Raw genomic sequence first — 25,696 nt, 5'->3', positions numbered from 1 at the left:
TTTTATGAAGAAGATTTTATGTTTCTTAATTTTGATTGGATTCTTTACGGATGTTTTTTCACAAACCCAACTTTTGGATAGCCTGCAAGGGATTATTTCTAAAAACCAACAGGATACCCTTCATATAAAGGCACTGTTGAATCTGGGAATCAATCTAGAAAGGTCAGATCTAAAGCGATCTACTGAAAATTATTGGGCTGTTTTGAACATGAAAGAAGAACCTGCTTTTCAAAAGTTCAAAGCCAGTGCCGCTATAAGGTTGGCCGGCAATTATTCAGCCACAGGGAGACTGGATTCCGTGGATTTCTATTTTGAAAAGGCTGAAAAATTGATCAATGCAAATCTCAATGATCAAAAAATGGCCTATGCACTTTATAATGGAAGAGGCATTCATCTAAATAGAATCGGGAAGTTTGAAGCTGCGCTTTCAGCTTATAATAAAGCCATAGCCCTCGACCATCAGGTTATTGGATTGGATAATGTGGCAGGTCTATATATCAATCTTTCCAATGTATACAAGCAAATGGATGATCAAAAGTCCAATTTTGAAGCGAGTTATAAGGCTTTAGAGATTTTCGAAAAGACCCAAAATAAGACCGGTCTGGCCTTTGTCTACAACAGCCTGGGAACTGCTCATTACCACATAAAGAATTATGACGAGTCTGAAAAGTACTTTTTAAAATCCCTTGATTTTAGACAGCTTTTGGGGGACAAAAGGGGGGAGTCCATGGTGTTGGGAAATTTGGGCAATATTTTTATGGACACAGAGCAGCACCAGAAAGCTAAAGAATATTTTACATCGGCCTTGGAGATGCAGGAGGAGTTGGGCTTGAAAGAAATGGTTGGTATACAGCTTTATAACCTAGGAAGGAATTACATCGGGATGGAAGAATATCAGTTGGCTTTAGAACATTTCCAAAGGGCCCGGAAAGTACTGAAGGAAGCAGGAGTGAGTACCTATGATGCTAAGGTATTGGCTGATTTAGGAAAAGTACAAAGAATATTATCCCAAGAAAGTGAGGCCTATCAAAGTTTGAAGTTGGCAACTCAGACCGCAACGCACCAAAAACAATACAGTGAGGCTGTCACAGCATTTAAAAATTTAAAGGAATACTATCAGTCCCAGGGTAAATTTCAAGAAGCATTAGAAGCCCAATCCAAAGAATATGCCTATCGTGATTCAATCGGAATCGGAACATTACAGACACAGCTCAAAGAATTAGAGTCCAAGTATGCACTGGATTTAAAAGAAAATGAAATCAGTTTATTGATAGCGGAAAAGGAGCTGGATAAATTGGAGTTAGCCAAAAGAAAAGCCAATCAAAATCTTATAATAGCAGTATTTTTCTTTTTGATTTTGCTTGCGGGTATTCTGGTCAATAAATACAGAGTGGTGGGGCGTACCAAGAGGCTTTTGGAAGTGGAAAAATTACGCAACTCTATAGCCAGGGACCTGCATGATGACTTGGGGAGCACTTTATCCAGTATACATATTTTATCGCAGATGGCTTTACATAAGGAGGATGCAGCAAACAAAGTACTTTTTTCAAAGATCAATTCCCAGACTGCCAATATGATGGACAAATTGAGTGACATCGTCTGGTCCATCCATCCCAATAACGATAACCTGGAACAGTTGCTCAGCAAAATGCAGGAGTTTGCTGCAGAGATCTTAGAACCCAAAGGAATTACTTACCAATTTGAGGTAGCGGAAGGAGCAGAGTATGTCAAACTCGATTTGGAAAAAAGAAGAAATCTGTTTTTAATTTTTAAAGAGGCCTTGAACAATACCGCCAAATATGCCGAAAGCAAGCATTTGGAAATCAAATTAAGCATTGAGGGAAATATGCTTGGCCTTTTGATCAAAGACGATGGTAAGGGTTTTGATCCACAGCAAATCAAAAAAGGCAATGGATTATTTAACATGCAACAAAGAGCCAGTATGATGGGAGGCAGCATGACCATTGAGAGCCTCCCGCAGAAGGGCACCTCCATTCAACTCAGTGCGCCTATCACATGATTAGGGGATTTATTTTTTGAAAGTAAAATCGGATATTTAAGTGTGTAAGAAATATACTCTGCGAAATAAGGTAGAAATAACGTTGAAATATGTTGATTGAAATAAAGTGGAAATAAGCTCTTCTTTTCGATAGACAGTTTAGCGTAATAAGGTTGAAATAAATTTCACCAAAGTTATTTATCAATGTAATTAATTACACTTGACTGCGGAAGGCTAAAGGATATTTCTCCGAAAGCTTATTTCAAAATATTTCGACAAAAGCATATTTCTATTTATTTCAATAAGAGGAGTTTGCCATAACACAAAGTTCCATTGAATACCAAGAATATGTCCATTAAGGTTTTATTATATGAAGACAATGACCTCCTGCGCGAAAGCATCAGCAGTATGGTTACCTTGAATGATGGCATGGAATTGTTGGGGGCTTTTGCACATGCCAATGAGGTGGAAGAACAGGTGAAAAGCTTAAGGCCTGATCTGATTTTGATGGATATTGAGATGCCTGGAAGGACAGGGATAGAGGCGACGACTTTGGTGAAAAAATTATCCCCTGAGACTTATGTGCTGATTTTGACGGTTTTTGATGATTCCGAAAATGTACTGAATGCGATCAAAGCAGGGGCTTCCGGATATTTGCTCAAAAAATACATTGCCAACCGTTTGTTTTCTGCTGTCGAGGAAATATTGGAAGGCGGTGCGCCGATGTCTCCAGCCGTAGCGAAGTTAGTGATTCAGTCTATGCAAAAGCCACAGTTATCTGTCAATTACGGTCTGACTGAGCGGGAAAAGGATGTATTAGTCTCTCTGAGTAAAGGCAATAGTTTCAAATTGATAGCAGCCGATTGCAAAATCAGCATCGATACGGTAAGAACGCACATCAAACATATTTATGAAAAACTTCAGGTCCATTCCCAAACAGAAGCGGTATCCAAGGCGATTAATGAAGGGTTGGTCTAAAACCTTTGAGGTCTTTTTCAGACCTCGAAGGTTTTGAAGAATTGAATGTGGTTGGGGTGAATAGAAAGATATTAGTGGATATTTTTAGATATTAGGATATTGGTGGAGACTTGCCAGGTTTTCAAAACCTTGCAGGTCTGGATCTTCTTAAAATGGATATTTATCGATATTTGTTGATACTCGATTGATATAGCTTGGAGGGTTGTATTAGGTTCAATATCTATCAATATCCCAATATCCATGAATATCTTTTAATTAGTAGACGTCTTGATGCTAAAATGAAGTTACAAATATGATTCGATTCAAATTTTTCGATCCTCATCCGCTTTTGGCAAGTTTTGTCCAAAGTATTTTCTTGGTGGATCATGTTCTTGAGCCAGGGGAAAGGGCAATTGTCGGTCAATATCCCCCAACCTCCCAGCATTGTATTTTTTTATATATCAAAGAAAAGTTCAAAGCCAAGAAAGTCAATGAGTCTGAATTTAAGGAAAGGCCCAAGGCTGTCGTAGTGGGACCGCAGATAACCCGAATGGAGTTGACGGTTAGCCATGATTATACAGTTGCAGTAATAGGCTTCCGACCAGGCGGTCTTTTTAGGTTACTGGGCATTCCTATGGAAGAGATTTTTGATGATGGTTTTGACGGGTTTGAATTGATGGGGTCGGATATCAATGACATAGTGGAAAGGTGTGCGGAAATGGAGTCATTGGATAAAATCCATGAATGCATAGAGCATTATTTGCTTGGCAAATTAACCAAGATCAAGGAGCTATTGCCAGTAGACCAAGCATTATTCCAAATGCTCAAATACCAAGGTCAAATGCCAATCACTCAAGTGGCTGATTTGGCCTGTTTGAGTGTGAGGCAATTTGAAAGAAAATGTAAGGAAAGGTTGGGGCTTTCTCCGAAGGTTTATTCCCGACTGATCAGGTTTTCCAATGCCTACAGACTTTTTGAGAGATCCGAAACCCCTAATTGGTCAGAAATAGCCTATCTCTCCGGTTATTACGATCAGATGCACTTTATCAAAGACTTCAAGGAATTTGCCGGAATCACACCTACGATGATGGAGGAGGAGTTGAAAAGGAAACCGCTGAGATTTCAGAAGGCAATTAGATTCTAGAAGCGAGAGATTAGAGACGAGACACTCCATCTTTTTCCAATTCTCTTTTTTTCTTAATTCATGCCTCTTGATTCTAATATCTCGCTTCTCGTCTCTCGCTTCTCAATAAACATGTCGTTTTCTTACTATCCATTTTTTGGCTTTGAGGCTAGGTTTGTAGGGTAATTATTTTAAAACCTACTTTCAAAGTCATGAAAAGAGAACGGAAATATATTTTCAGCAAAGCTTTACTCGTTTCAATTATTTTGCTGATGGCATGCGCCAATGATGATGCTGAGCCAATGTTGTCTGAGCTTGAAAAAGCACGGATGGAATACGAGAAACTGAAAGCCAATCCTTCATTCATTGAGTTGGCCTTTCCTGAGGATGATCCCGGACCACCATTTTATGCTAGAATTGCTGTGTTAGGACCTGATATCTTGTTGATGGAGTCTAATGGAACAGTAGTGATTCCTATGATGCGGCAGGTAGAATGTATAGACCCTGAATTCAACTTGTTAGACTTGTATCATGTTCCCAATGGATTCTTTTGCCCGCTGACACTAGTCGGACGAGGTTTAATCGAACCCAATGCACCTTTAGGCACATTTCCGGCCATCGCTTACGGAGAAGGCACAAATATGCCTGTTTGGTTTGTGGACAGTGGTCCATTGGCAAATGCCATGGTAGATGGCGTGCTTACCCTTCCGGAATTGGAGGCACTTAATCCAAAAAAAGGAGTAGCTTCCCGCTACGAAGAATTCAATAAACCTAGAACTGAGGAAGGTTATCTGTTAGTCATAGAGTCTGAAGGAACCATACCCGGTACCAATCAGCGATTTGAGTATAAAGTGATTTCCAGAACTAAGGCAAGACAGGATGTTGAATTGAGGATTTGGTAACAGAGACCTGGCAGGTTTTCAAAACCTGCCAGGTCTTTATAGGTGCACTACAACTTTTCCAAAGTTTTAAACTTTGGAAAAGTTTTTCCGAAAGTATATCCCATGATTAGGGTATTGTGCTAGGTATCCGAAAGCGGTAACTTGTCTAAGTAATTCATAATCAAGCATCCAAATGAAAATCAAAGAATGGCTTTCTAATCTTCCCATGTGGCTCTATGGCTGTATGCTATTGCCCCTACTTGCTTTTGGATTGAGTAAGCAGGGTACTTCTTACTTTTCTGTTCTGGATATTCCCCGCATCTGGACGGATGAAGCTATGAAGGATTGGGAGTTGCCTAATTCCAATCCAGCATTTTCAGCGAAGCCTGTTTCGGAAGAATTCTATTATAACCTCCCAGAAAGAGTTATTTATAAAACGTATCCTGTGTACCATCCAGACCACGAGCCTGAGGGGTATTGGGAATGGCTCCATGGCCTGGAAGCGGAAATTGTATTTGATGAAAGTAAGCTGATTACTGAGGAAGATTGGATCAAAGCCGGTGAATTGCTCTTTGATTATCCCATAGATACCCTAGGGGCTGTGATCAATACCCAACATGTACGCAATCCGGATTTTTATTCCAGTACAGGCATGCCCTTGACACCTGAAGGAATCATGCCTTTTGCGCAGTGGATAGTAGCTGGGAAAGGCAAGGTGTATTTGGGCAATCTTTCCTGCGCCATGTGCCATACAAGGGTAATGGAAGATGGTGCCTTATTGAAAGGAGCCCAAGGAAACTGGCCTGGGGATAAGGCTTTTGCATTTGCATTAGAATCCGATGGAGTTTCTGAAAGGGGTGTACAAGGGATTACAATTATCCTTTTCGGAAGTGCTTTTGTAGAAGGTGATACGCATGGGGAATTAATAGCTAGCGGAAGAGAAAGTATCTTGGAAGCGTATAAGGCAGTTCCAGAGGGAGCTTTTGGTAGGCAGGGTACGAGTATTTTGTATCCTCCCCAAGCGCCAAACCTGATTGGAGTGAAGGATAGAAAGTATTTGGATCATGGTGGATTGGGGCAACACAGGAATATAGAAGATATGATGCGCTACATTGCCATGAATCAAGCGCTGGATTTCTTGAATTTTTATGGGGACTATAATTCACTGGGCTTGACCAAAGAACGTTTGTACGATGGTCAGCCCATTTTTTTCCCTGGAACTTACGATCGGCACTCAGAGGCACAGCTCTATGCGATTGCAAAATATGTTTATTCATTGACAGCACCGGAAAACCCTTATAAACCATCAGTTGTCAGCGAGCGGGGGAAGATCATTTTTGCGGACCAAGGTTGCGTAACCTGTCATACCCCGCCGCTATTTACAAACAATAAACTGACTCCTGCTGATGGGTTTGAGGTTCCTGATGAACACTTTGATAAATATGACATCTTTGGTATTTCTGTCGGAACAGATCCAGGCTATACCCTGAATACCCGAAGGGGGACAGGATATTACAAAGTTCCTTCTTTGTTGGGGCTGTGGTATAGAGGGCCGTTTTTGCATGATGCTTCATTAGCTAAGCTGGAGGATCTATTTGATCCAGCGAGACTGAGAGAAGATTATGTGCCTACAGGATTCAAGCCACATGATGTCAAAACCAAGGCAGTTAAAGGTCATGAATTTGGAATGGAGTTGAATGAAGGGGATAGGGAGGCTTTGGTTGCGTATTTGTTGACACTTTAAACATTTAGACATTGATGGATACTGGATATTTAGATATTGTTTTAGCCCCGTTGCGATCATTGCGTATTCTTTGCGTCCGCTGCGTGAATCTTGTTTTAATTAATAAGAAAAATAGATTGTTTTTGGTTTTTGCATTAGTTCCGTTTTTGCTTTTAGCTCAATCGGTTAAACCTGAAAGCCCTATCCAATTCAAAATCAAAAATGCGGGAATAACTGTGGACGGAACGATCCCGGATTGGGAAGTGGAGGTGGATTTTGATTCAAAGAAATTGGATCAATCGAGTATCCGAGGCAAAGCTAACCCGGAAAGTATCCAAACCGGAATCAAATTAAGAGATAAACATTTACATGGGCGGGAGTACTTCCATATCCAAAAATTCCCTTTCATTACTTTGGAATCCAAGTCTTTTCAGTCAAAGGGCAAAAACACTTTTGTAGGGATTTTTGAGCTACAGATCCGGGATGTGAAAAGGGAAGTTGAAATCCCATTTACTTTGTCCCAAACAGGAAAGCAGCAGAAGTTTAAGGGAGAGTTTGTAATTGATCGATTGGATTTCGGGCTAGGAGAGAAGAGTTTGGTGCTTTCGGATGAAGTTAGGGTTATTATTGAGTTTTAAACTAAGATTTTAGGTTTTTTGTTTACGCTGCGGTCGCTGCGTTTTATCTCTGCGGTCGCTGCTTGAAATTTTTAAATGAAAATGATTAAACGGATAATTAATCGATTATCTCTTACCTCAGGCTTGGCAGAAAAATTCTTTGATTGGAAATTTGATAAAAACCAATTTTTAAGTCATGAAGGAAAATGAAATTGAAACTATAATTCTGGATAAGGCTTTTGAAATTCATAGAAACTTGGGCCCGGGATTACTGGAGTCTGTTTATGAAAAAGCCTTGGAGTATGAATTGATTCAGGCCGGTATTTTTGTTGTATCCCAAGTGCCGGTCCCTCTGGTTTACAAAGAAATAAAATTTGAAGCAGGCTTTCGGTTGAATTTGCTGGTAGAGAATAAAGTCATTGTAGAAATCAAAGCAAATGATGGCTTAGCCCCAGTGCACTTTGCCCAAACTTTGACTTATTTGAAACTCTCTGAAAAGAAGTTGGGCTTACTATTAAATTTTAATGTAAAATACCTCAAAGATGGAATTCATAGGATAGCCAATAAACTGTAATCATGACGTTTTTGGTGGTTCACGCGGCGAATGCAGCGAAAAAACGGCAAGAATTCGTTGCGTTTTATTTTTGTGGGCTCCCGATATGGGACTAGCTTCGCATCTATCTTGTATTTCAATTTGTTTCCACCATATTTCCATTCTCTACCCGATAAATCTCTCTCTCTACAGCAATCCCCTTAGGGAAAAGCGTCTGCGTGAAAAAAATCAAAGAGTTGAATCTTCAACAGGAATGATTTTATCCAGTTCATTACATTTTTGAAGTTTTTCGGCTTCTAGGTCATAGTCATCTTGTAACCCTAACCAAAATTTAGGGTTAGTTCCGAAGAACTTGCTTAATCGAAGTGCAGTATCAGCAGTAATTCTTCTATTGCCCTTGATGATTTCAGAAACTCTCGTTTGAGGGATAAATGTTTCCTTAGCCAATCTGTAAGCAGAAATTTCCATAGGAATTAAAAACTCCTCTAATAAAATTTCACCTGGATGAATGTTTTTAAGCTTTTCCATTTTATGAATGATAATCTAATATTTGAACTTGGTAAGCATCATTATTGTCCCATACAAATATGATCCTCCACTGATCATTGATTCTGATGCTATAAAATGCAGATAAATTTCCTTTGAGTTTTTCAAGCCTATTAGCTGGTGGAATCCTCAAATCTTGAAGATTTTGGGCATTATGAAGCATTCTTAATTTTCTCCTTGCAGTATGCTGAATTTCATTTGGTAATTTTCTTGAAACGATACCGTTCCAAGTTTTTTCAGTTTCTTTATCACCAAAATCTTTTATCATCAGTCTTGCCTTGCGTTACTAACGTATAAAGTTAGTATTTTGTCTTTAATTATCAACACACTGTTTTATTTTTAAACGTTTTGCCTTGATATCACATAATTAGGGTATTGTCCGCACTGTTTCATTTTCGTACATTTATAGAATATTCATTTTCAATGTTTTACCAAACCACCAACACTATGAAAGTTCAAACTGAAAACATTCTGGCCCATACCTGTGTGATAGGGGGCTGTGCTGCCTTGATTGGTACAGTCCTTTTCCTATTCATGATGCTATCGGATTATTTAAAGGGCTTTTTATCTGTAGCTTCATTAGGTTAAGGTAACAATCTATGTTTTAATTATGATCAATTTTTGCCCATGAAAGCATATGGCTTGTTCTTTATTGTTTTGATTTCTTGTACAAACAAGCATTTCCTGGCCGTGAAATTGTTTTCGTAGATGCTTTGTCGCTGAATTGGCATGGTGGAGGTATACATTGCAGTACACAGCAGGAACCTAAAAGGAGGGGTAGATGAAATAAACTGAATTTTTTAAAATGCTTTATTGAAAAACTATTTTTCAAAAATGCTTTTTGTAAAAACTATTTTGTAATTTTGCTTTCTTGAAAAACTATTTTATGGAAGTGCTGATCAAAAAGTCTGAAAGGAAAGCAAAGTCTGTCAAGGAAAAGCAAAAGAGGTATTTGTACCATCAAATAGACTGGACCCAAAAGCTGATTTTGATATTGGGTTACCGGGGTTCGGGGAAGACAACCCTTCTATTGCAGTATTTGTCAACTTCTGATAAAAAAGGCATCTATCTAAGTCTGGATGACTTTTATTTCGAAACGCATAGGTTGGTAGCGTTTGTGAATGAACTGTATGAATTAGGATATCGGCTTTTTCTTTTGGATGAAGTCCATAGGTATGCGTTTTGGTCAAAAGATCTCAAACAGCTTTACGATGATTATGATGATATTCAAGTCATTGCAACTGGATCCTCTATCCTTGATATTTCCAGAGGTAATGCCGATCTTTCAAGAAGGGCATCTGTTTATCATTTACATGGTCTTTCTTTTCGGGAGTACCTGAATTTTCAGTACCGAACAGACCTTTCAAGTTTTACTTTGAATGATATTTTGACAAAGCACCATGCTCTGGCTCCTGAACTGTTGGATAGTATTCCTGTCCAGTCTTATTTTCAGGATTATTTGAAATTTGGTTATTTTCCTTTTTTTCTCGAATCCAAAATCGGCTATTCACAAAAACTGCTGGAGACAATCCAACTGGCGATTGATACGGATATCGCTCCATTTGAAGAATTGCAGCATAGCACAGTTCGGACTTTAAAAAAACTACTATTTGTACTGAGTGAAAGTGTGCCGTTTACGCCCAATATCAACAAGTTGGCAGAAAAATTAGAGACACCTAGAAATACGGTCTTGAGATTGTTGGATATTTTGGATCAAGCGCAAATCCTTAAACTGCTTAGGTCTGCTACAAAAGGAATCAGCTATCTTCAGAAGCCTGATAAAATATACCTTCAAAACCCCAATTTTATTTACCTCTTTTCGCCAACTATGGCCAATGTGGGAAATCTACGGGAAACTTTTTTCATCAACCAACTCAGTGCTGTCCATCATGTTTCCAGTCCAAAATTTGGAGACTTTATGGTGGATGACGCTTATGTCTTTGAGGTAGGGGGAGCTAGCAAAACCACCGATCAAATTCAAGGAATTCCTAATGCTTACCTTGCCCTTGATATCGATAGCGGGAATGGTAAAAGAATCCCTTTGTGGCTATTTGGCATGTTATACTGATTGTTTGTAGTAAATATACATAAATATAGTAATTTGAAATTTTATATTATGAATGAAATATTACTCAATAATTACCCAAAGTACTATTAATGAATGAAAAATCATTCATATTGTGTTTTTTTATTGAGGAATATTTGTTCATTTGTATGAAAAATAAGTCATAATAGCTTAATTTGTAATGTAATGAATGATTTTTCATACATATCGTGTATAAGTGATGGAGCGCTTCTCAAAAAAATAGGAGGCTTTATCAAGTCCCGCAGGATTGAGCAGAACCTTACGCAAGATGAAGTGGCGGAGCGGGCTGCGATCAGTCGATCTACCCTCAGTTTATTGGAGAGGGGAGAGAATATTGCGCTGACCAATCTATTAAAAATTCTTCGTGTTTTAGATGCGCTGTATGTGTTGGAGCATTTTCAAGAAGTAAAGCCTATCAGTCCCATGCAGCTGGCCAAAGAAGATGAGGCCAAATGGAAAAGGGCATCCAAAAGCAAAAAATCTCCTCCTAAAGATGATCTGGGATGGTAAGGACGGCATTTGTCAAGCTCTGGGGACAGCGGATAGGAGCGGTGGTATGGGATGAACGTCAGGAATTGGCTTTTTTTGAATATGACAGAAGATTTGCCTCTGGTAAGCTGGATATTTCACCAATCCGGATGCCGCTTGGGAATCGTGTTTATGGCTTTCCTGAATTGAGAGGCAATGCAACATTCAAAGGATTTCCAGGCTTGTTGGCGGACTCTCTGCCTGATCGCTATGGAAATGAATTGATCAATGGCTGGCTTGCGCGTCATGGACGACCGGAAAACTCCCTGAATCCCGTTGAACTGCTTTGCTTCATAGGGAATAGGGGGATGGGAGCTTTGGAGTTTGAGCCTTCCACACTGCCGGCCCAAGAGCAAGGACAATTATTGGAACTCTCAAGTCTTATTGAGACAACAAAAAAGTTGTTGAAGAGTAGGGAGCAGTTTGAAACGCAGACAGACAAAGCCATGCGCGATGTCATGCTGAATGTATTGAAGATGGGGACCTCTGCTGGAGGGGCAAGACCCAAAGCCATTATCGCATACAATGAATCCACAGGAATGATCCGATCGGGACAGACCTTGCAAGAGGCTGGATTTGAACATTGGTTAATCAAGTTTGACGGGGTCAATGACACACAATTTGGTGAGACCTTTGGTTATGGACGGGTGGAGATGGCTTATTATGCCATGGCGATAGACGCTGGAATTGAAATGGCTAAAAGCAGGCTGATTGAAGAAGAGGGTAGGGCGCATTTTATGACCAAGCGCTTTGATAGGGTGAATGGAACGGATAAGCTACACATGCAGACTTTTTGTGCTTTGCAGCATTTTGATTTCAACAATGTTACTAGCTATAGCTACGAACAGCTATTTCAGACCATGCGTCAACTGCGCCTTACCTATGCAGAGGCGGAGCAGTTGTATCGGAGGATGGTGTTCAATGTCCTTGCGAGGAACTGTGATGACCATACCAAGAACTTTGCTTTCCTGATGGGTCAGGAGGGGAGATGGAGTCTTTCTCCGGCCTATGATATTTGCCATGCTTACAGGCCTGACAGTGTTTGGGTCAGTCAGCATTGCCTGAGCATCAATGGCAAAAGGAAGGATTTTGTACTAGACGATTTTTTGGCCATTGCCAAGCAAAATTCCATCCGAAAACCGCAAGGCATTATCCAGGAAGTACAGGAAGTTGTTTCCAATTGGATGGACTATGCTGGAAAGTATAAAGTGAATGCAAAACTTGCGGAAGCAATAGCTGCTACTTTGGTGAAATTGGTTTAGAGACTAGGTTGTATTGATTTTTCAATTTCTCAAAATTTCACCTATCACATCATTAGGGTATTGTGGGCAACTTGAAATTCAGGGAAATTTAGGGGAATGGTTTCACGCTACGCACGCAGCGGAAAAACGCAACAATCGCAAAGAAATAGCTGCGGTCTTTGCGTATTCCGTGGCGCGCACCGCGAGAACCCCATAACGAAAAATCTTTAAATATTTCACTCCTGCTTATGCCTGACTATCATGCATTTTCAGCGTGTAAACTCTTTAAATAGCGCGTATTTCACATTAGATAATCCTATATATAAGATAGATGAAAACATCAAAACAAGTAGTTTGGATTACCGGTGCTTCCTCCGGAATAGGAAGGGAAATGGCACTGCAATATGGGGCTAAAAATTATGCTGTGGCGGTATCCGCACGGCGTATGGATTTGTTAGATGCGCTCGTCAAAGAAATAGTAAAACAAGGCGGAGATGCATTTGCCGTTTTCTGTGATGTGACAGACGAATCTTCCATTCAACGTGCAATCAGTCAAATTGTGGATCAATATGGTAAAATTGATATTGCTGTGGCCAATGCAGGGGGCGGGGTGATCGAGTTTTTGGAGAACCTCAGTCGGGAGGAGTGGACTAGGCAACTGGCTATTAATGTAATCGGACTTGCGATGACGGTGAAGTATGTATTGCCAGAGCTAAAGAAGACCAAAGGAAGGTTGGTATTGATTGGTAGTATTGCTGCGTATATTCCCAATCCATACCTCAGCGCCTATGGCGCAAGTAAAGCTGCAGTGCATAATATCGGTGAGTCTCTTCAGGTAGAACTTTTGGGTACAGGAGTAACTTGCACGACAATTCATCCTGGTTTTGTTGACAGTAATATCACGAGAGTGGACAATAAAGGCCATTTTAACCCCAATGCCAAGGATCCACGCCCTTCCAATCTTATGTGGCCAACAGACAAAGCAGTTAAAGATATGATCCGGGCCATTGACAAACGGAAAAAGCTAGCAGTCATCACAGGCCATGGAAAAGTCTTTGTTTTTTTGGGTCGCTTTTTTCCTAGACTGGCAAGGGTAATGATGGCTAAGCAGATCAAAGAAATTTCTAAGTCATTGTGATCATTCTATATTGACGAAAAATAGTGAACATAGGATCAAGTAAACATAAACTACGTTCTGAAGCATCTGGCTCTACCTTCTTCGGTATTGTTATACGCATTAGCCATTCTAGTGTTTTTAGAAACAAAGGTCTGGATATCAATATTTTTAAAACATGTAAATGGATTTCAACATGAACGCTATTACTCCCTCATCCGGACCCGTACCCACAGGCCGCAACCAGACCATCGATATCCTGCGCGGTATGGCACTTGTCTTGATCCTGATTGTACATTGCTCATTTGATTTCACCGGCTGGGACTGGACCATTCCCGAGGAGCATGTTCCTGAACTACCAATGGCGGCGCTTAACCCCACGGTCGGTGGCCTAGTTGACTTCTTCCTGCGGGATAAGGCAAGGGCCCTGTTCGCGCTGATGTTCGGAGTGTCTTTTGCCCTGCAGCTTGCCCGATCTGAGCAGAGCGGCAGATCCTTCGAGCGCATGTTCATAAAGCGCATGGTTCTGCTTGCCATGATTGGATTGGTGCATGGCCACTTGATTTACTACTTCGAGATTCTGCGTTTGTACGCGATGGCCGGCTTGCTGATGCTGCTATTATGGCGCCTGCCGAACAAAGCGCTTCTGCCCTTAGTCGGATTTCTTACCGTACTCGCCCCTATAGTGGGCTACGGCCTCCTCCAAGCCTTAGGCCTTGATTTCATGGCCGGACGTCCACCTCAGTCTGAGATTTTCGTGGCATTCACATCGGATTCGCCTCGCGAAATCCTGAGCATCAACCATCGCCTGGCCACGAGCACCTACTTGCCGGGATTTTTGATAGGATTCGGTATGCCCATACTCGGCAACTTTTTGCTCGGGTTATGGCTGGCGCGCAAGGGCTGGCTGCAGGATCCCATGGTTCATCGCAAAGCACTAAAGCGGCTCATGGTGGTTGGTCTGGTGTTCGGGTTGTTGCTCCAAAGTAGCTCGCTCATCATGCCACAGCTTGATCCCGCTTCGCCGGTCTGGTTATTTCTTTTACTCGGCATCGCCTTCTTAGCCGCCGCTCCGATGTTGATGCTCGGTTATGTCGGCACCATCACGCTGCTGTGCACTCACCCATTATGGATTCGGGTGCTTCGATGGCTGGCCCCAGCCGGCCGCATGACCCTGACCCACTATATCATGCAGTCTGTGTTCGCATGGGTCATCTTCTATGGTGTGGGGCTGGGGCTGTACGGTCGCATCGGTCCGGCACTGGCCGTACCGATCGGACTATTGCTCGCTACCTTTCAAGTCCTGTTGTCCATCTGGTGGCTTAAGCGTTACCGTTCTGGTCCGCTGGAGTGGTTGTGGCGCTGGGCAATCGAAGGCCTTCGGCCCCAATGGCGTCGTGAAAGCCATAGCGCTCCTTAATGTGGCAACTTGGTTAGGCCACACAAGCGACTTCCTAGAGTCCCTCCCTCACGGAACAATCGTATCCACCTGCTCCGGAGAACCAAGGACCACCCTTTAGATAGTTGGTCAAAGAGAAAAGTCTCAAACCATTTTCCTTTGACCAACTTAAAAATTGCCCTTAACAATTGAATATAGCCTTAATAATCATGATAAAATTAAGTGTTTTAAGCCTGGCCACCATTTTCTTTATCGCCTGCTCCAATCCCTCTCACGAACTCCTCATCACCAATGTCAATGTCATAGACGTAGTCACCGGTGAGGTACTCCCCAACCGAACTGTTGCCATTGACGGAGATGAAATAACCGCCATCTACACCAAAAACATTAAAGCTGTAAAAAACACTGTAGAGGTAGATGGAACAGGGAAATTTCTAATCCCGGGGTTGTGGGATATGCATGCGCACTACCATTGGTACCCTAGAGATAATGACTTGCTTTTGATCCCTAATGGGGTACTTGGTGTGAGAGATCCTTGGGGAGACCCGCAGCAAGCCAAACGACTAAGGGTAGAGAATCAAAAAGGTATGTATCATGGGGTTGAGGTTTTTACTTCGGGAAGTTTGATTGATAGCGCCCCAAGCATGTGGGGTTCTTCTGAGGCGGAGACCGAGGAACAAGCAAGAGCTTTGGTGAATTGCCAGGTAGATCAAGGAGTTGATTTTTTAAAGCCTTACAGTGGGTTGAAAAAGGAGGTGTATTTTGCTTTGATGGATGAAGCCAATAGGCGTGGTGTTATGGCTGCCGGCCATGTTCCCACCGCGGTCACATTAGAGGAGGCCGTAGCAGCAGGCCATAGAATTGATGATCATTTGTTCGGACTGGAGACGCTTTTTATTACTACAGAGCAATTGGATACGGTCAGGCAAATGCGCGAACAAAGGAATTGGGGAGAGTCCTATGGTTACATCCGAAACAACAAAAACACAACAATAGCTCAAACCCGACTGGAGAAGTTGAGTGCTGAGGACATTTGGTTCTGCCCAACGTATGTTGCGCTTTTTGGCGTATTAAAGGTGTTTAAAGAGAAAATGGAATCTGACCCAAGAAATGAATATGTGACTATCATTGAAAAGTTTCAAGGTGGAAGTTCAGAAGATATTTGGTTGGATAGTCCTTTGTATGGTTCAACTAAACCTGATAGTATACAGTTTGTCGATGATAGCCTGTATGTCGTTGAACAGGAGGCTTATATTAAAATGTTGATTGAGTCCAAAGCCAAGATACTTGCTGGAACTGACTACATCATTCCCTACATCTATGCTGGATTCAGTTTGCAGGAAGAGTTGCAAATTTTTGTAAGGTTAGGAATGACGCCTCTTCAAGCTTTACAAACAGCCACTATCAATCCTGCCCAGTTTATGAAAAATGACAAAATAGGGGAGGTGAAAGCAGGGAAATTAGCGAATTTGGTTTTACTCAATGCCAATCCATTGGAAGATATCCATCATGCGCAGGACATTTATGCATTAGTCCTGAGAGGCAGGCATTTAGATCGGGATCACTTGGATGGTATGCTTCAGAAGGCCAAAAAACTGGCGAATGCCAAACATATTCATGAATGGTTTGCACCACGGATGGAAGCAGATGGCATAGAAAGTGCCATTCAGACATTTCTGAACAATAGAGAAAGTATTGATGATGAATTTCCTGTGAGATGGAATATGTTGCTTTCTACGGGGTGGAAATTTTTCATGGAAGATAAAAAAGCAGAAGCAGAAGCCATAGCAAAACTCACTACTGAGTTATATCCCGATTTTGTGTATGCAATAGAAGGAGCAGGGGCAATTTATAAGTATACCAAAAATAAAGAAATGGCTAAAGCCACCTACCAAAGAGCCCTTGAAGTTTACCCTTGCTTGAATATTATTGAACGCTGGATCAAAGAACTTGATGAACCTTTGGCCTTTGGACAAAAATACAAACAAAAGGAACCGATCTATTTGGCTGCCAGGATTCCCTGTATGTTCCATAATCACTAGTATCATGTTTCTAGATGAACCCCTTATCACATCATTAAGGTATTGTAGGCAACTTGAAATAGAGAGAAATTTAGGGGAATGGTTTCACGCTACGCATGCAGCGAAAAAACGCTACGGGCACTACGGGATGTTATTAAATTCATAGAGTTCGCTGTGTGAATCCAACTATTTGGAAATCATGATCACAAAAGAGTTCAATTCTAAATAAACCTAAAGAACAAACCATAGCCATGAAGACACTCCATTCTATTCTTTTGCTTGTAATATGCAGCCTTCAAAGTTTTTCTCAGGATTTTTCCGATCTGAGATATTATGAAGCCGGTAATATCAATCTTTTCTATTCCCATGAGACAGAGGATAATCCTTTGTTTTTAGGTGTATTGACCAATGACGCAAATAGGTTCTATTCTAAAACTCTGGGAGAAAAGGAGTTGGAAGTAAATCTGCTTGTCCTAAACAAGGACGATTGGGGTATTTATACCAATAAGCAGTTGATTTATGGAATGCCCCATTGGCGTCGTACAGACAATGCTATCATCGTGGCTTCTGATGATAACTTTTTTTGGGCGGCCCATTTGCCAAATCCTAATGCACTACAATCTCCTGACAGAGAGTTATTTCAAGAAACCTATGGAATAGAAAATGGAGGAATGAGTGCCAGGTTTTTTTTCGATCTGGGCACTATCCATGAATTGTTTCATCTATGGCTTTTTAATGGTCAAAGAGAATCGCAGCGGATATGGCTGGAAGAGATATTTTGTAACCTTGCTGCTTTCGCATACACACAAACAGAAAGACCCGAATGGGTAAGTGGTTTAAAAGTATTGGCCGATTACCAAGTTGCAAATGATAAAGCCCCCCATCAATATAGGAGTTTGGAGACTTTTGAAGAGAATAGAATGAAAATTGTCATTGAGGCTCCCCAAAATTACGGTTGGTACCAATTCCGATTCATTCAGGCGGCTAGTCAGCTATATGATGAAGCTGGGGTAGAGGTTATGAAGAAACTTTGGGATTTTCTTGGGGAATACCAAGATAAGCTATCTGAGGATGAACTGAAAAATAAACTTGCCTCAGAAGTTCATCCCTATTTCAAAGTTTTGATGGAAGAGTGGTGATAATAGTTGACTCTATTAATTAGTAGCTAATGTTAGTATATGCTTAAAAGATCGACTCACATCATTAGGGTATTGTGGGCGTGATGAATTTCAGGGAAATTTAGGTGAAAAGTTTCACGCGGCGTTCGCTACGGAATAAACGCAAACCTTGTCCCGATACTCAGGACAAGTTCCGCGTGAACCCCAAAAACCAAAACACTATGAAAAACTCTCGCTTTTACTTACTCATCACCATCCTACTTTTGTTGCTGGTTTTACTGGGCTTTGGGCCAAGGTTTTATCTAAGACCTTTTTTCGATCAGCCTAGACATATGCAAATGGATAGCTTGCCGATACTTTTTGTCCTGCATGGGGTTTTGATGACCGCATGGTATGTGCTATTGGTGGTGCAATCTGCTTTGATAAATTCCAATAAGATCAAATGGCATATGCGTTTGGGTTGGGGCTTAGGGGTCATTGCTTTCTTAGCCGTGATTTCTGCTATTCCTGTCATGATGGGGTTTGCACCAAGAATGTTAGCATTGGGATTTCTGGATGTGACTAATTCCGATAGGTTCTGGTTTCAGAATGTTCAATGGACCAATGATATTTTTGCTTTGGTTACTTTTTCTTCTATGGTTTGTATTGGCTTAATCAACCGAAATAATAAAGCCTTGCATCGAACCATGATGTTGTTTGCTTCCATGGCTTTTACCGGACCTGCTACTGCCCGATTACTGGAATGGTTGGCCCCGTCTTCGATCATCACAGGGACAGTAATTATTTATTTTTCCTTTCCTTTAGCTGTTTTACTCCATGATTGGATAGTGGCTAAAAAATTCCCAAAATATCCTTTCTATGGACTTCTTACTTTGTTGGTACTTATGTTTTTGACCTTTTTCTTACCATCTACTGAATTTTGGTCGCAAGTGTTTTTAAAGCATTTGGGTTAGTATCTAGTTTTTAAAGGTGATGAACAGAGCAATCCCCTCTACTAATCACATAATTAGGGTATTGTAGGCTTGATGAATTTCAGGGAAATTTAGGAAAATTGTTTCACGCAACGAATGCAACGGATATTACGCAACGGGCGCAGCGCGATGATAAAATAAATCGATGTGCTCGCCGCGCTTTCCTTTGCGCTCGTTGCGTATCCCGCTGGGCTCGTTGCGTGAACCCCAAAACCAAAAACACATGAAAAAACTCTCACTTTTCACACTCTTAGGATGGATCATTTTTGCTTGTTCCAGTCCTTCTCATGATCTTTTGATCACCAATGTCAATGTCATAGATATAGTCACGGGAGAAGTGCTTCTTAACCGAACAGTCGCCATTGACGGTGATGAAATCACAGCCATTTATACCAAAACCATCAAGCCCCAAGCAGGAACTGAGGTGGTGGATGTAACAGGGAAATACCTGATCCCAGGGCTGTGGGATATGCATGTGCATAATAACTGGAACTATGAAGATACCAATGACCTCTTAGTAGCCAATGGTATAGTAGGAGCAAGAGAAATGTGGGGGGATATGAAAATCAGGAGGAAAATGGATGAAGAGCGAGCCTCCGGTAAACCTATTATCGACATCTATTCTGCGGGAGTATTAACAGATGGAGCACCTAAAATTTGGCCAAGTTCCGCTGAGGTAACCACTCCGGAAGAAGCGGAAGCTTTAGTCCGCTGTCAGGTTGCTCAGGGAGCAGATTTTATCAAGGTTTATTCTAGGTTGGACAGTGCTTGCTTTTTTACTATTGGAAAAACAGCCATAGAATTAGGCGTTCCATTTTCAGGCCATGTTCCTGATTCAGTTTCTATTATTGACGCCCTAGCGGCGGGAATGCTAACCTCTGAGCACCTGTATGGCTTGCAGGAGTTGGGTTATTCTGAACTTGAATTGAAGGAAGTAGATAGTTTGTTTGAGGTTGGTAATCGGATTGAAGCATTACAGAAGGGCTTGAAATTTTTTGATTCATCAGCGATGAAAGAAAAGCTTCAAAAATTGGACTTATCAAAACATTGGTTTTCTCCAACCATGGTTACCTTGAGGGGGGTTAGGTCTATGCAGGATAGTGTTTTCACATCAGACCCTAGGATTTCATATTTGCCTAATTATATGACAGAGGACTGGAAACCAAGAAGGACCATGGGAAGCCAACGGATGATGCCAAGCTTAGAGTTAATGCAGCAATTGTATCAAAATGACTTTCAGATTTTAACTAACCTGATTGAAAGTAAAGCCCAAATCATAGCAGGTACAGATTATCCCAATCCTTGGGCATTCCCTGGGTTTAGTATGCATGATGAATTGGAAATCTACGTGCAGGCAGGTATGACGCCTTTACAGGCTCTACAAACAGCTACGCTCAATCCAGCCAAAGTGATGAAAAATGATCGAATTGGAAGTGTTGAAAAAGGGAAATTGGCAAGTTTGGTCCTTTTGAATAGTAATCCTTTGGATGATATCAATGCTATTCGGGAAATTGAAAGTGTAGTACTTAGAGGGAAAGTGTTTGATCGCATCGCATTGGATGAAATGCTTCAAGAGGCTAAAAATAAAGCAGCTTTGCCATCTTTGATGGAATGGTTCCAAACCGTTCAAGATATGCCAAAAGAACTGATGGCTTTGGAAAACAAATTAGATAGCATGTCAACAAAATATCATTTGTCTGGTTTGGAATTTTTGATCAATTACGTTGGCTATAATCTTTTAGGGGAAAATGCTTTGGATCAAGCAATGGAAATTTTTGCTTTAAATACGCGCATGCATCCACATAGCCAAAATGTATGGGATAGCTATGCAGAAAGCTTTTTGATGCAAGGAGACACTGTGAATGCTATCCAATACTACCAAAAAGCATTGGATATGTATCCCTGTAATCATGTAATTGAAAAGCGATTGCTGGCATTGAAGCCTTAAGTTCAACAAATTTCCAAAGTTTTGAACTTTGGAAAAGTTTAACCACTAACCAAAAAAAGCACTATGGAAACACTTGCCCCTTTGTCCCAATCCAAAAGAATCGACCTGGTAGATTCCCTGAGAGGATTTGCCATTTTCGGAATTCTGATGGTCAACATGCCAGGTTTTTTCAAACCAGCTGTGGAGTTGATCATGTTACCGTCCTTTGGAGATAGTATGGTAGAAATACTTTCCAATGGTTTTATTTACTTCTTTTTCACTGGAAAATTCTTTGTCTTGTTTTCCCTCTTATTTGGTTTTGGTTTCTATATCTTCCTTCATAAAGATGGAGAAGTTAGCAAGCAGAATATCAGCGTATTTCAGAAGAGGCTATTCTGGCTCTTGATTATTGCCATTACACATATTGCATTGCTATGGGAAGCGGATATCCTTTTTTACTATGCTCTGTTTGGATTCTTATTGATCCTGTTCAGAAAGTCCTCTACCAAGAAAATCATCATTTGGATGCTCGTATTTTTATTAATCCCCATTGTATTTGTTGGATTGATTAGCATGCTGCCTCAATTTTTGGCTTCCAATCCAGAAGCATTACAGGCGATGGAGAAAGGTAGTCAGGAGCAATTGGCAGCTACCCAAGATTTAGTCCAAAGAGCTTATCAAGCGTATAATTCAGGATCTTATAGCGAAGTTATTCAGATGAATATTGAACAATGGCTTTTCCTTATATCTGGGATTATTATTTTCTATCCCACCTGTATGGTCATGTTCTTGATGGGCTTATTGATAGGAAGAAGTGGCTTTTTTATCCAAACCAAGGAGTATGAACAGCAAATCAAGAAAGTCTTTTGGATATCCTTGCCTTTTGGGGTTTTGTTAAACATAGGGCTATTATTTTCCCTTGCCAATGCCAATCCGGCTTCGTTGGATTATTGGGCATTTATCGGAAGGGCCACAGGGATTTTAGGAGGGATAGTGATGATGTGTACCTATGTTTCAGGTTTTATCCTGCTGTACAATCAAGGGAAGTTTGTAGGACAGTTTTCGGGCTTTTCAGCAGTAGGAAGAATGGCCCTTACCAATTATATTTCAAATTCAGTTTTAGCATTATTCTTGTTTAGGTTAGGCTTTTTTGGTTTGTTTGGAGAAATCGAAGTCTGGCAAGGTATCTTATTGGTCTTGGCTATTTTCAGCTTCCAAATTTCCTTTAGCAAATTTTGGCTAAGCAAGTATAGGTTTGGTCCATTGGAATGGTTGTGGAGAACGCTGACTTATGGTAAGATACCAGCATTTAAATTGTAAATTTTTTCTTGACAACTTGTCAAGAAAAGTGTATTTTGCTGAAAATCAAAATTATGATAGTAACCCTTCATATAGGAGAATTTAAGGCACGGTTTTCAGAGTTGATTGAGTTGACAAAAAAGGGAGTGATAATTAAAGTTATCAAAGGAAAATCAGGGGAGCTTGTGGGATATTTTGGGAAAGAATATCCGGATAAAAAAAGGCCTAAAAGTAAGCTTGGTTTTTTTGCTGACCAAAAGGTTACCATTTCTCAAGAAGACCTTCAATGGACTGATGAAGAACTCACAAACATGGGGTTATGAAGTATTTACTCGATACTCACGCGTTGCTTTGGATTGCATATGAGGAACATAAAATAAGTTCAAAAATCAAAAAAATATTATTGTCTGAAAGTGCAGCTTTTTATATAAGCGCAGTTAGTTTTTGGGAAATCAGTATCAAATCTAGTATGGGTAAATTGGACCTCAAATCGCATTCTCCCGAAACTTTATATAAAGGTTTTAAGGCAAATTTCCCTTGCGATTTTTTACCATTATCAGTTGAGGAAGCCGTTACTTTTTTCAACCTTGATAAGGTTCATCATAAGGATCCTTTTGACAGGATGTTGGTCTGGCAAGCGATTAAAAATGAATTGATAATTATTTCCGAGGACAATTCTATCAAACTTTATGAAGACACAGGGGTAAAGATTTTATGGTAAAACTTATTCCCTACCATAAAGGCCGTCAACCAATTTCTTCTTGATGGCTGAATTTTTTTCTAATCCCTGTATTATTTTTGCTTTGTGACATTAATCTTTTCAAGGGGTTGATTTTCAGGGAAATTTTGAGCAGATTTCTAAGAATATGTTATCCAAACAGAAAATATGGATTCTTGTTTCTTCCATTGCCTTGCTGCTCCTGGTTTTTCTAGCCATAGGGAGGGAAGAGCAGGTGGCTTTCAGTACAGATGTTAAACCCATCCTGAACAAACACTGTATTTCCTGTCATGGAGGTGTGAAGAAAAATGGGGGCTTTAGCTTACTTTTTGAGCATGAAGCTTTCGCTGTAACGGATTCTGGCATTCCAGCCATTATCAAAGGAAAACCCAATCAAAGCGAGTTGATCAAAAGGGTGTTGGAACATGATCCCGAATTGAGAATGCCTTACAATAGGCCGGCATTGTCCCAAGAGGAAATCGATGTTTTAAAAAAGTGGATCAAGCAAGGTGCCAAATGGGGGGAGCATTGGGCATATGTACCCGTTCAGGCTAATAAGATTCCCCAAACTGTCAAAGGTTTTGAAAAACAGATCGAGTCATCAGCAGTACACAATATTGACAGATTTGTATTTCAAAACTTGAAGGCCCAGAGGCTTCAACCTTCCCAGGAAGCGGATCCCATGCAATTGTTACGGAGGCTTTCGCTGGATATTACAGGGCTTCCACCATCCAAAGATTTGGCAGATCAATGGAAAGCTGGTCAGATTACCTATGAGCAAATGGTGGATCATTTGCTTGCCTCGCCAACCTACGGCGAAAAATGGGCCTCATGGTGGTTGGACTTGGCCCGGTATGCAGACACCAAAGGCTATGAACGGGACCAATCCAGAACTATCTGGCCATACCGGGATTGGGTCATCAAGGCCTTCAATCAGGACATGCCGTTTGACCAATTTACCATTGAGCAATTGGCAGGAGATCTTTTACCAAACCCTACGCATGACCAATTCATAGCCACAGCTTTTCACCGAAATACCATGAACAATGATGAGGGTGGTACGGAGGATGAGGAATTCAGGGTTGCAGCAGTATTGGATAGGGTCAATACCACCTATGAAGTCTGGCAAAGTACTACGATGGCCTGCGTGCAATGCCACAGTCATCCTTACGACCCTTTTGTACATGAAGATTTTTTCCGTTCAATGGCTTTTTTCAATAACAGTAGGGATGAAGACACCACCGATGAGGAGCCCAAAATCCGACTTTATGAAGCCGAGGATGAGTTAAAGCTCCATCAGATCAGGTCTTGGTTGCAAGAAAATGCGGTACCTGAGCAAGCCAAGGCTTATACGGAATTTTTGAGTTTTCAAGAACCAAAATACCACGCCCATCTGTGCACTGACTTTGTCAATGGAGAGTTGATCGATACCAAATGGTTGGGCTTATGGCCACAAGGTTCTGCTTACCTCAAGAATGTCTTTACAGGGGGAGCAGACCGGATGCTTTTGAATTATTGGTCATCGCATGATGGCACCAAAATGACCATTAGAAAGGGAGGTCCCCATGGTGAGGTGTTGAGCGAATTTACCATTGACCGGACAGGGGCTATCACGAGAAGCATTCCATTCAAACCCATTTTTGAAAAAGTCGACCTGTATATCCATGCAGAAAATCCTGGACTTGCCGCCCAACAGTCCACAGCGGCGATCAGTTGGTTTGCTTTTATATCTGAAATTCCAGGAGACCAAAGCGAAGCACATCAAAAGGTCAAGGACAGTTTCCATGACTTGCTTAACAAAAGGCCTCTAACTGTTCCGATCATGATAGAAAACCCCTCTTTCATGCAAAGGCAAACCCATGTTTTCGAAAGGGGAAATTGGATGTTGCATGGAGAAGAGGTGCAAGCCATTACACCTGAATCTCTGAATCCCTGGAAAGAGGAGTGGCCTCAAAACAGGATGGGTTTTGCATTGTGGCTGACAGATAAGAACAACCCGCTGACAGCAAGGACAGCGGTCAACAGGGTATGGGACCAATTGTTTGGAAGAGGACTGGTCAGTACCTTGGAGGATATGGGAACCCAATCTGATCCACCAGTCCAAAAGGAATTGCTGGACTATTTAGCATGGGAACTGATGCATACCCATCAATGGAGCCTCAAAGCCTTGATCAAGGAAATAGTGCTTTCCCATACCTACAGACAGGCCTCCTCCATCAGTCCACAACAAATGGCCAAGGACCCGGAAAACCAATGGTTGGCCAGAGGACCTAGGTTCAGGTTGGGTGCAGAAACTGTGCGGGACCAGGCACTGTTTGTTGCCGGCTTATTGAGTGACAAGAGGTATGGAAAAAGTGTCATGCCTCCTCAGCCGGATGGAATTTGGCAGACGGTGTATAGTGGAGAATCATGGACAGGAAGTGAAGGGGAAGACAAATATCGCAGAGGTATCTATACCTTTTTGAAAAGGACCAGTCCCTATCCCTCTTTTATCAGTTTTGATGCAGGAAGCCGGGAAGTCTGTTTGAGCAAAAGGATTGTCACCAATACCCCGCTGCAGGCTTTGGTGACTTTGAATGATCCTGTATTTTTTGAAGCTGCTGCCGCTTTGGGTAAGCAGATGCTGGACCTTGATTCCAAAGAGCCGGCCAAAGCCATAGAAGAAGTATATGCGGCAGTTTTGTTCCAAAAACCTTCTGAGGAAAAGCTAAAAGCTTTGATGCAACTTTACCATGCTGCTCTTGCGGATTTTGCCTATGAAAAATCTGCTTTTATGGCAGCAGATTTACCCGATTCCCAAAGGAAAAAATGGGGTGCTTATACGGTAGTGGCCAATGCATTGTTGAACCTGGATGAATTCTTAACCAAACCATGA

General features: G+C 41.2%; 24 protein-coding genes. 22 read left to right on the top strand and 2 right to left on the bottom strand.

Translation table 11 applies throughout. From position 1 onward, the window contains the following. The first annotated feature begins 4 nt into the window (after nt 1-4). The 7 genes from B879_RS00250 (at nt 5) to B879_RS00220 (ending at nt 7,874) form a co-directional block, all read left to right on the top strand. A complete protein-coding gene (locus B879_RS00250; RefSeq protein ID WP_009183108.1) occupies nt 5-2,020 on the top strand; it encodes an ATP-binding protein in 2,016 nt (671 codons plus the stop codon). 327 nt (nt 2,021-2,347) lie between these two features. Beyond that, nucleotides 2,348-2,977 carry a response regulator gene (locus B879_RS00245; RefSeq protein ID WP_009183107.1) on the top strand — a complete coding sequence of 210 codons (630 nt, stop codon included), beginning with the start codon at nt 2,348-2,350 and terminating at the stop codon, nt 2,975-2,977. 292 nt (nt 2,978-3,269) lie between these two features. After that, nucleotides 3,270-4,100, top strand: a complete 831-nt coding sequence (locus B879_RS00240) for a helix-turn-helix transcriptional regulator (protein WP_009183106.1) — start codon at nt 3,270-3,272, stop codon at nt 4,098-4,100. 191 nt (nt 4,101-4,291) lie between these two features. After that, complete coding sequence (locus B879_RS00235) at nt 4,292-4,981, top strand: hypothetical protein (protein WP_009183105.1); 690 nt, start codon at nt 4,292-4,294, stop codon at nt 4,979-4,981. A 172-nt stretch (nt 4,982-5,153) separates the two neighbouring features. After that, nucleotides 5,154-6,704 carry a hypothetical protein gene (locus B879_RS00230; protein WP_009183104.1) on the top strand — a complete coding sequence of 517 codons (1,551 nt, stop codon included), beginning with the start codon at nt 5,154-5,156 and terminating at the stop codon, nt 6,702-6,704. A gap of 122 nt (nt 6,705-6,826) precedes the next feature. Continuing rightward, entirely contained in the window at nt 6,827-7,321 is a 495-nt protein-coding gene (locus tag B879_RS00225) for a YceI family protein (RefSeq protein ID WP_238542050.1), read from the top strand. Between the two features lie 175 nt (nt 7,322-7,496). After that, nucleotides 7,497-7,874, top strand: a complete 378-nt coding sequence (locus tag B879_RS00220; RefSeq protein WP_009183102.1) for a GxxExxY protein — start codon at nt 7,497-7,499, stop codon at nt 7,872-7,874. A 207-nt stretch (nt 7,875-8,081) separates the two neighbouring features. Here B879_RS00220 and B879_RS00215 read toward each other — a convergent pair whose 3' ends face one another. After that, nucleotides 8,082-8,381: a HigA family addiction module antitoxin gene (locus tag B879_RS00215; protein ID WP_009183101.1), complete on the bottom strand. Its 300-nt coding sequence runs from the start codon at nt 8,379-8,381 to the stop codon at nt 8,082-8,084. Nucleotide 8,382: 1 nt separating this feature from the next. After that, nucleotides 8,383-8,667, bottom strand: a complete 285-nt coding sequence (locus B879_RS00210) for a type II toxin-antitoxin system RelE/ParE family toxin (protein ID WP_009183100.1) — start codon at nt 8,665-8,667, stop codon at nt 8,383-8,385. A gap of 179 nt (nt 8,668-8,846) precedes the next feature. Here B879_RS00210 and B879_RS22535 point away from each other — a divergent pair, with 179 nt between their 5' ends. From B879_RS22535 to B879_RS00145, 15 genes are all read left to right on the top strand, one after another. Continuing rightward, the gene (locus tag B879_RS22535) at nt 8,847-8,987 is read left to right on the top strand and encodes a hypothetical protein (RefSeq protein WP_009183099.1); all 141 of its coding nucleotides are present in this window, start codon (nt 8,847-8,849) and stop codon (nt 8,985-8,987) included. Between the two features lie 77 nt (nt 8,988-9,064). Beyond that, nucleotides 9,065-9,184 (top strand): agmatine deiminase family protein, encoded by a 120-nt coding sequence (locus B879_RS23405; protein ID WP_262481899.1) that lies wholly within the window; start codon nt 9,065-9,067, stop codon nt 9,182-9,184. A gap of 86 nt (nt 9,185-9,270) precedes the next feature. Then, entirely contained in the window at nt 9,271-10,467 is a 1,197-nt protein-coding gene (locus B879_RS00205; protein WP_238542049.1) for an ATP-binding protein, read from the top strand. 183 nt (nt 10,468-10,650) lie between these two features. After that, complete coding sequence (locus B879_RS00200; protein ID WP_009183097.1) at nt 10,651-10,995, top strand: helix-turn-helix domain-containing protein; 345 nt, start codon at nt 10,651-10,653, stop codon at nt 10,993-10,995. Next, nucleotides 10,989-12,275, top strand: coding sequence for a type II toxin-antitoxin system HipA family toxin (locus tag B879_RS00195; RefSeq protein WP_009183096.1), 1,287 nt, complete (start codon nt 10,989-10,991; stop codon nt 12,273-12,275). The genes B879_RS00200 and B879_RS00195 overlap by 7 nt, the downstream gene beginning before the upstream one ends. 310 nt (nt 12,276-12,585) lie before the next feature. Next, on the top strand, nt 12,586-13,392 hold the full coding sequence (locus tag B879_RS00190) for an SDR family NAD(P)-dependent oxidoreductase (RefSeq protein ID WP_009183095.1): 807 nt from the start codon (nt 12,586-12,588) through the stop codon (nt 13,390-13,392). A gap of 160 nt (nt 13,393-13,552) precedes the next feature. Continuing rightward, nucleotides 13,553-14,788, top strand: a complete 1,236-nt coding sequence (locus B879_RS00185; protein WP_040400001.1) for a DUF418 domain-containing protein — start codon at nt 13,553-13,555, stop codon at nt 14,786-14,788. Between the two features lie 188 nt (nt 14,789-14,976). Beyond that, nucleotides 14,977-16,809, top strand: a complete 1,833-nt coding sequence (locus tag B879_RS00180; RefSeq protein WP_009183093.1) for an amidohydrolase family protein — start codon at nt 14,977-14,979, stop codon at nt 16,807-16,809. A gap of 230 nt (nt 16,810-17,039) precedes the next feature. After that, nucleotides 17,040-17,927, top strand: coding sequence for a hypothetical protein (locus B879_RS00175; protein ID WP_009183092.1), 888 nt, complete (start codon nt 17,040-17,042; stop codon nt 17,925-17,927). Between the two features lie 200 nt (nt 17,928-18,127). Beyond that, the gene (locus tag B879_RS21675; RefSeq protein ID WP_009183091.1) at nt 18,128-18,859 is read left to right on the top strand and encodes a hypothetical protein; all 732 of its coding nucleotides are present in this window, start codon (nt 18,128-18,130) and stop codon (nt 18,857-18,859) included. Between the two features lie 241 nt (nt 18,860-19,100). Next, entirely contained in the window at nt 19,101-20,825 is a 1,725-nt protein-coding gene (locus tag B879_RS00165) for an amidohydrolase family protein (protein WP_157231466.1), read from the top strand. A gap of 63 nt (nt 20,826-20,888) precedes the next feature. Continuing rightward, nucleotides 20,889-22,124, top strand: a complete 1,236-nt coding sequence (locus B879_RS00160; RefSeq protein WP_009183089.1) for a DUF418 domain-containing protein — start codon at nt 20,889-20,891, stop codon at nt 22,122-22,124. A gap of 53 nt (nt 22,125-22,177) precedes the next feature. Then, nucleotides 22,178-22,426, top strand: coding sequence for a hypothetical protein (locus B879_RS00155; protein ID WP_051012648.1), 249 nt, complete (start codon nt 22,178-22,180; stop codon nt 22,424-22,426). Next, complete coding sequence (locus B879_RS00150; protein WP_009183087.1) at nt 22,423-22,824, top strand: type II toxin-antitoxin system VapC family toxin; 402 nt, start codon at nt 22,423-22,425, stop codon at nt 22,822-22,824. Before B879_RS00155 ends, B879_RS00150 begins: the two co-directional genes overlap by 4 nt. Nucleotides 22,825-22,969: 145 nt before the next feature. Beyond that, entirely contained in the window at nt 22,970-25,696 is a 2,727-nt protein-coding gene (locus tag B879_RS00145; protein WP_009183086.1) for a DUF1553 domain-containing protein, read from the top strand.

Source organism: Cecembia lonarensis LW9 (assembly GCF_000298295.1).
Lineage (GTDB): Bacteria > Bacteroidota > Bacteroidia > Cytophagales > Cyclobacteriaceae > Cecembia > Cecembia lonarensis.
Note: the sequence above shows the minus strand (reverse complement) of the source record. Positions and strands in the feature narration are given on the sequence as shown.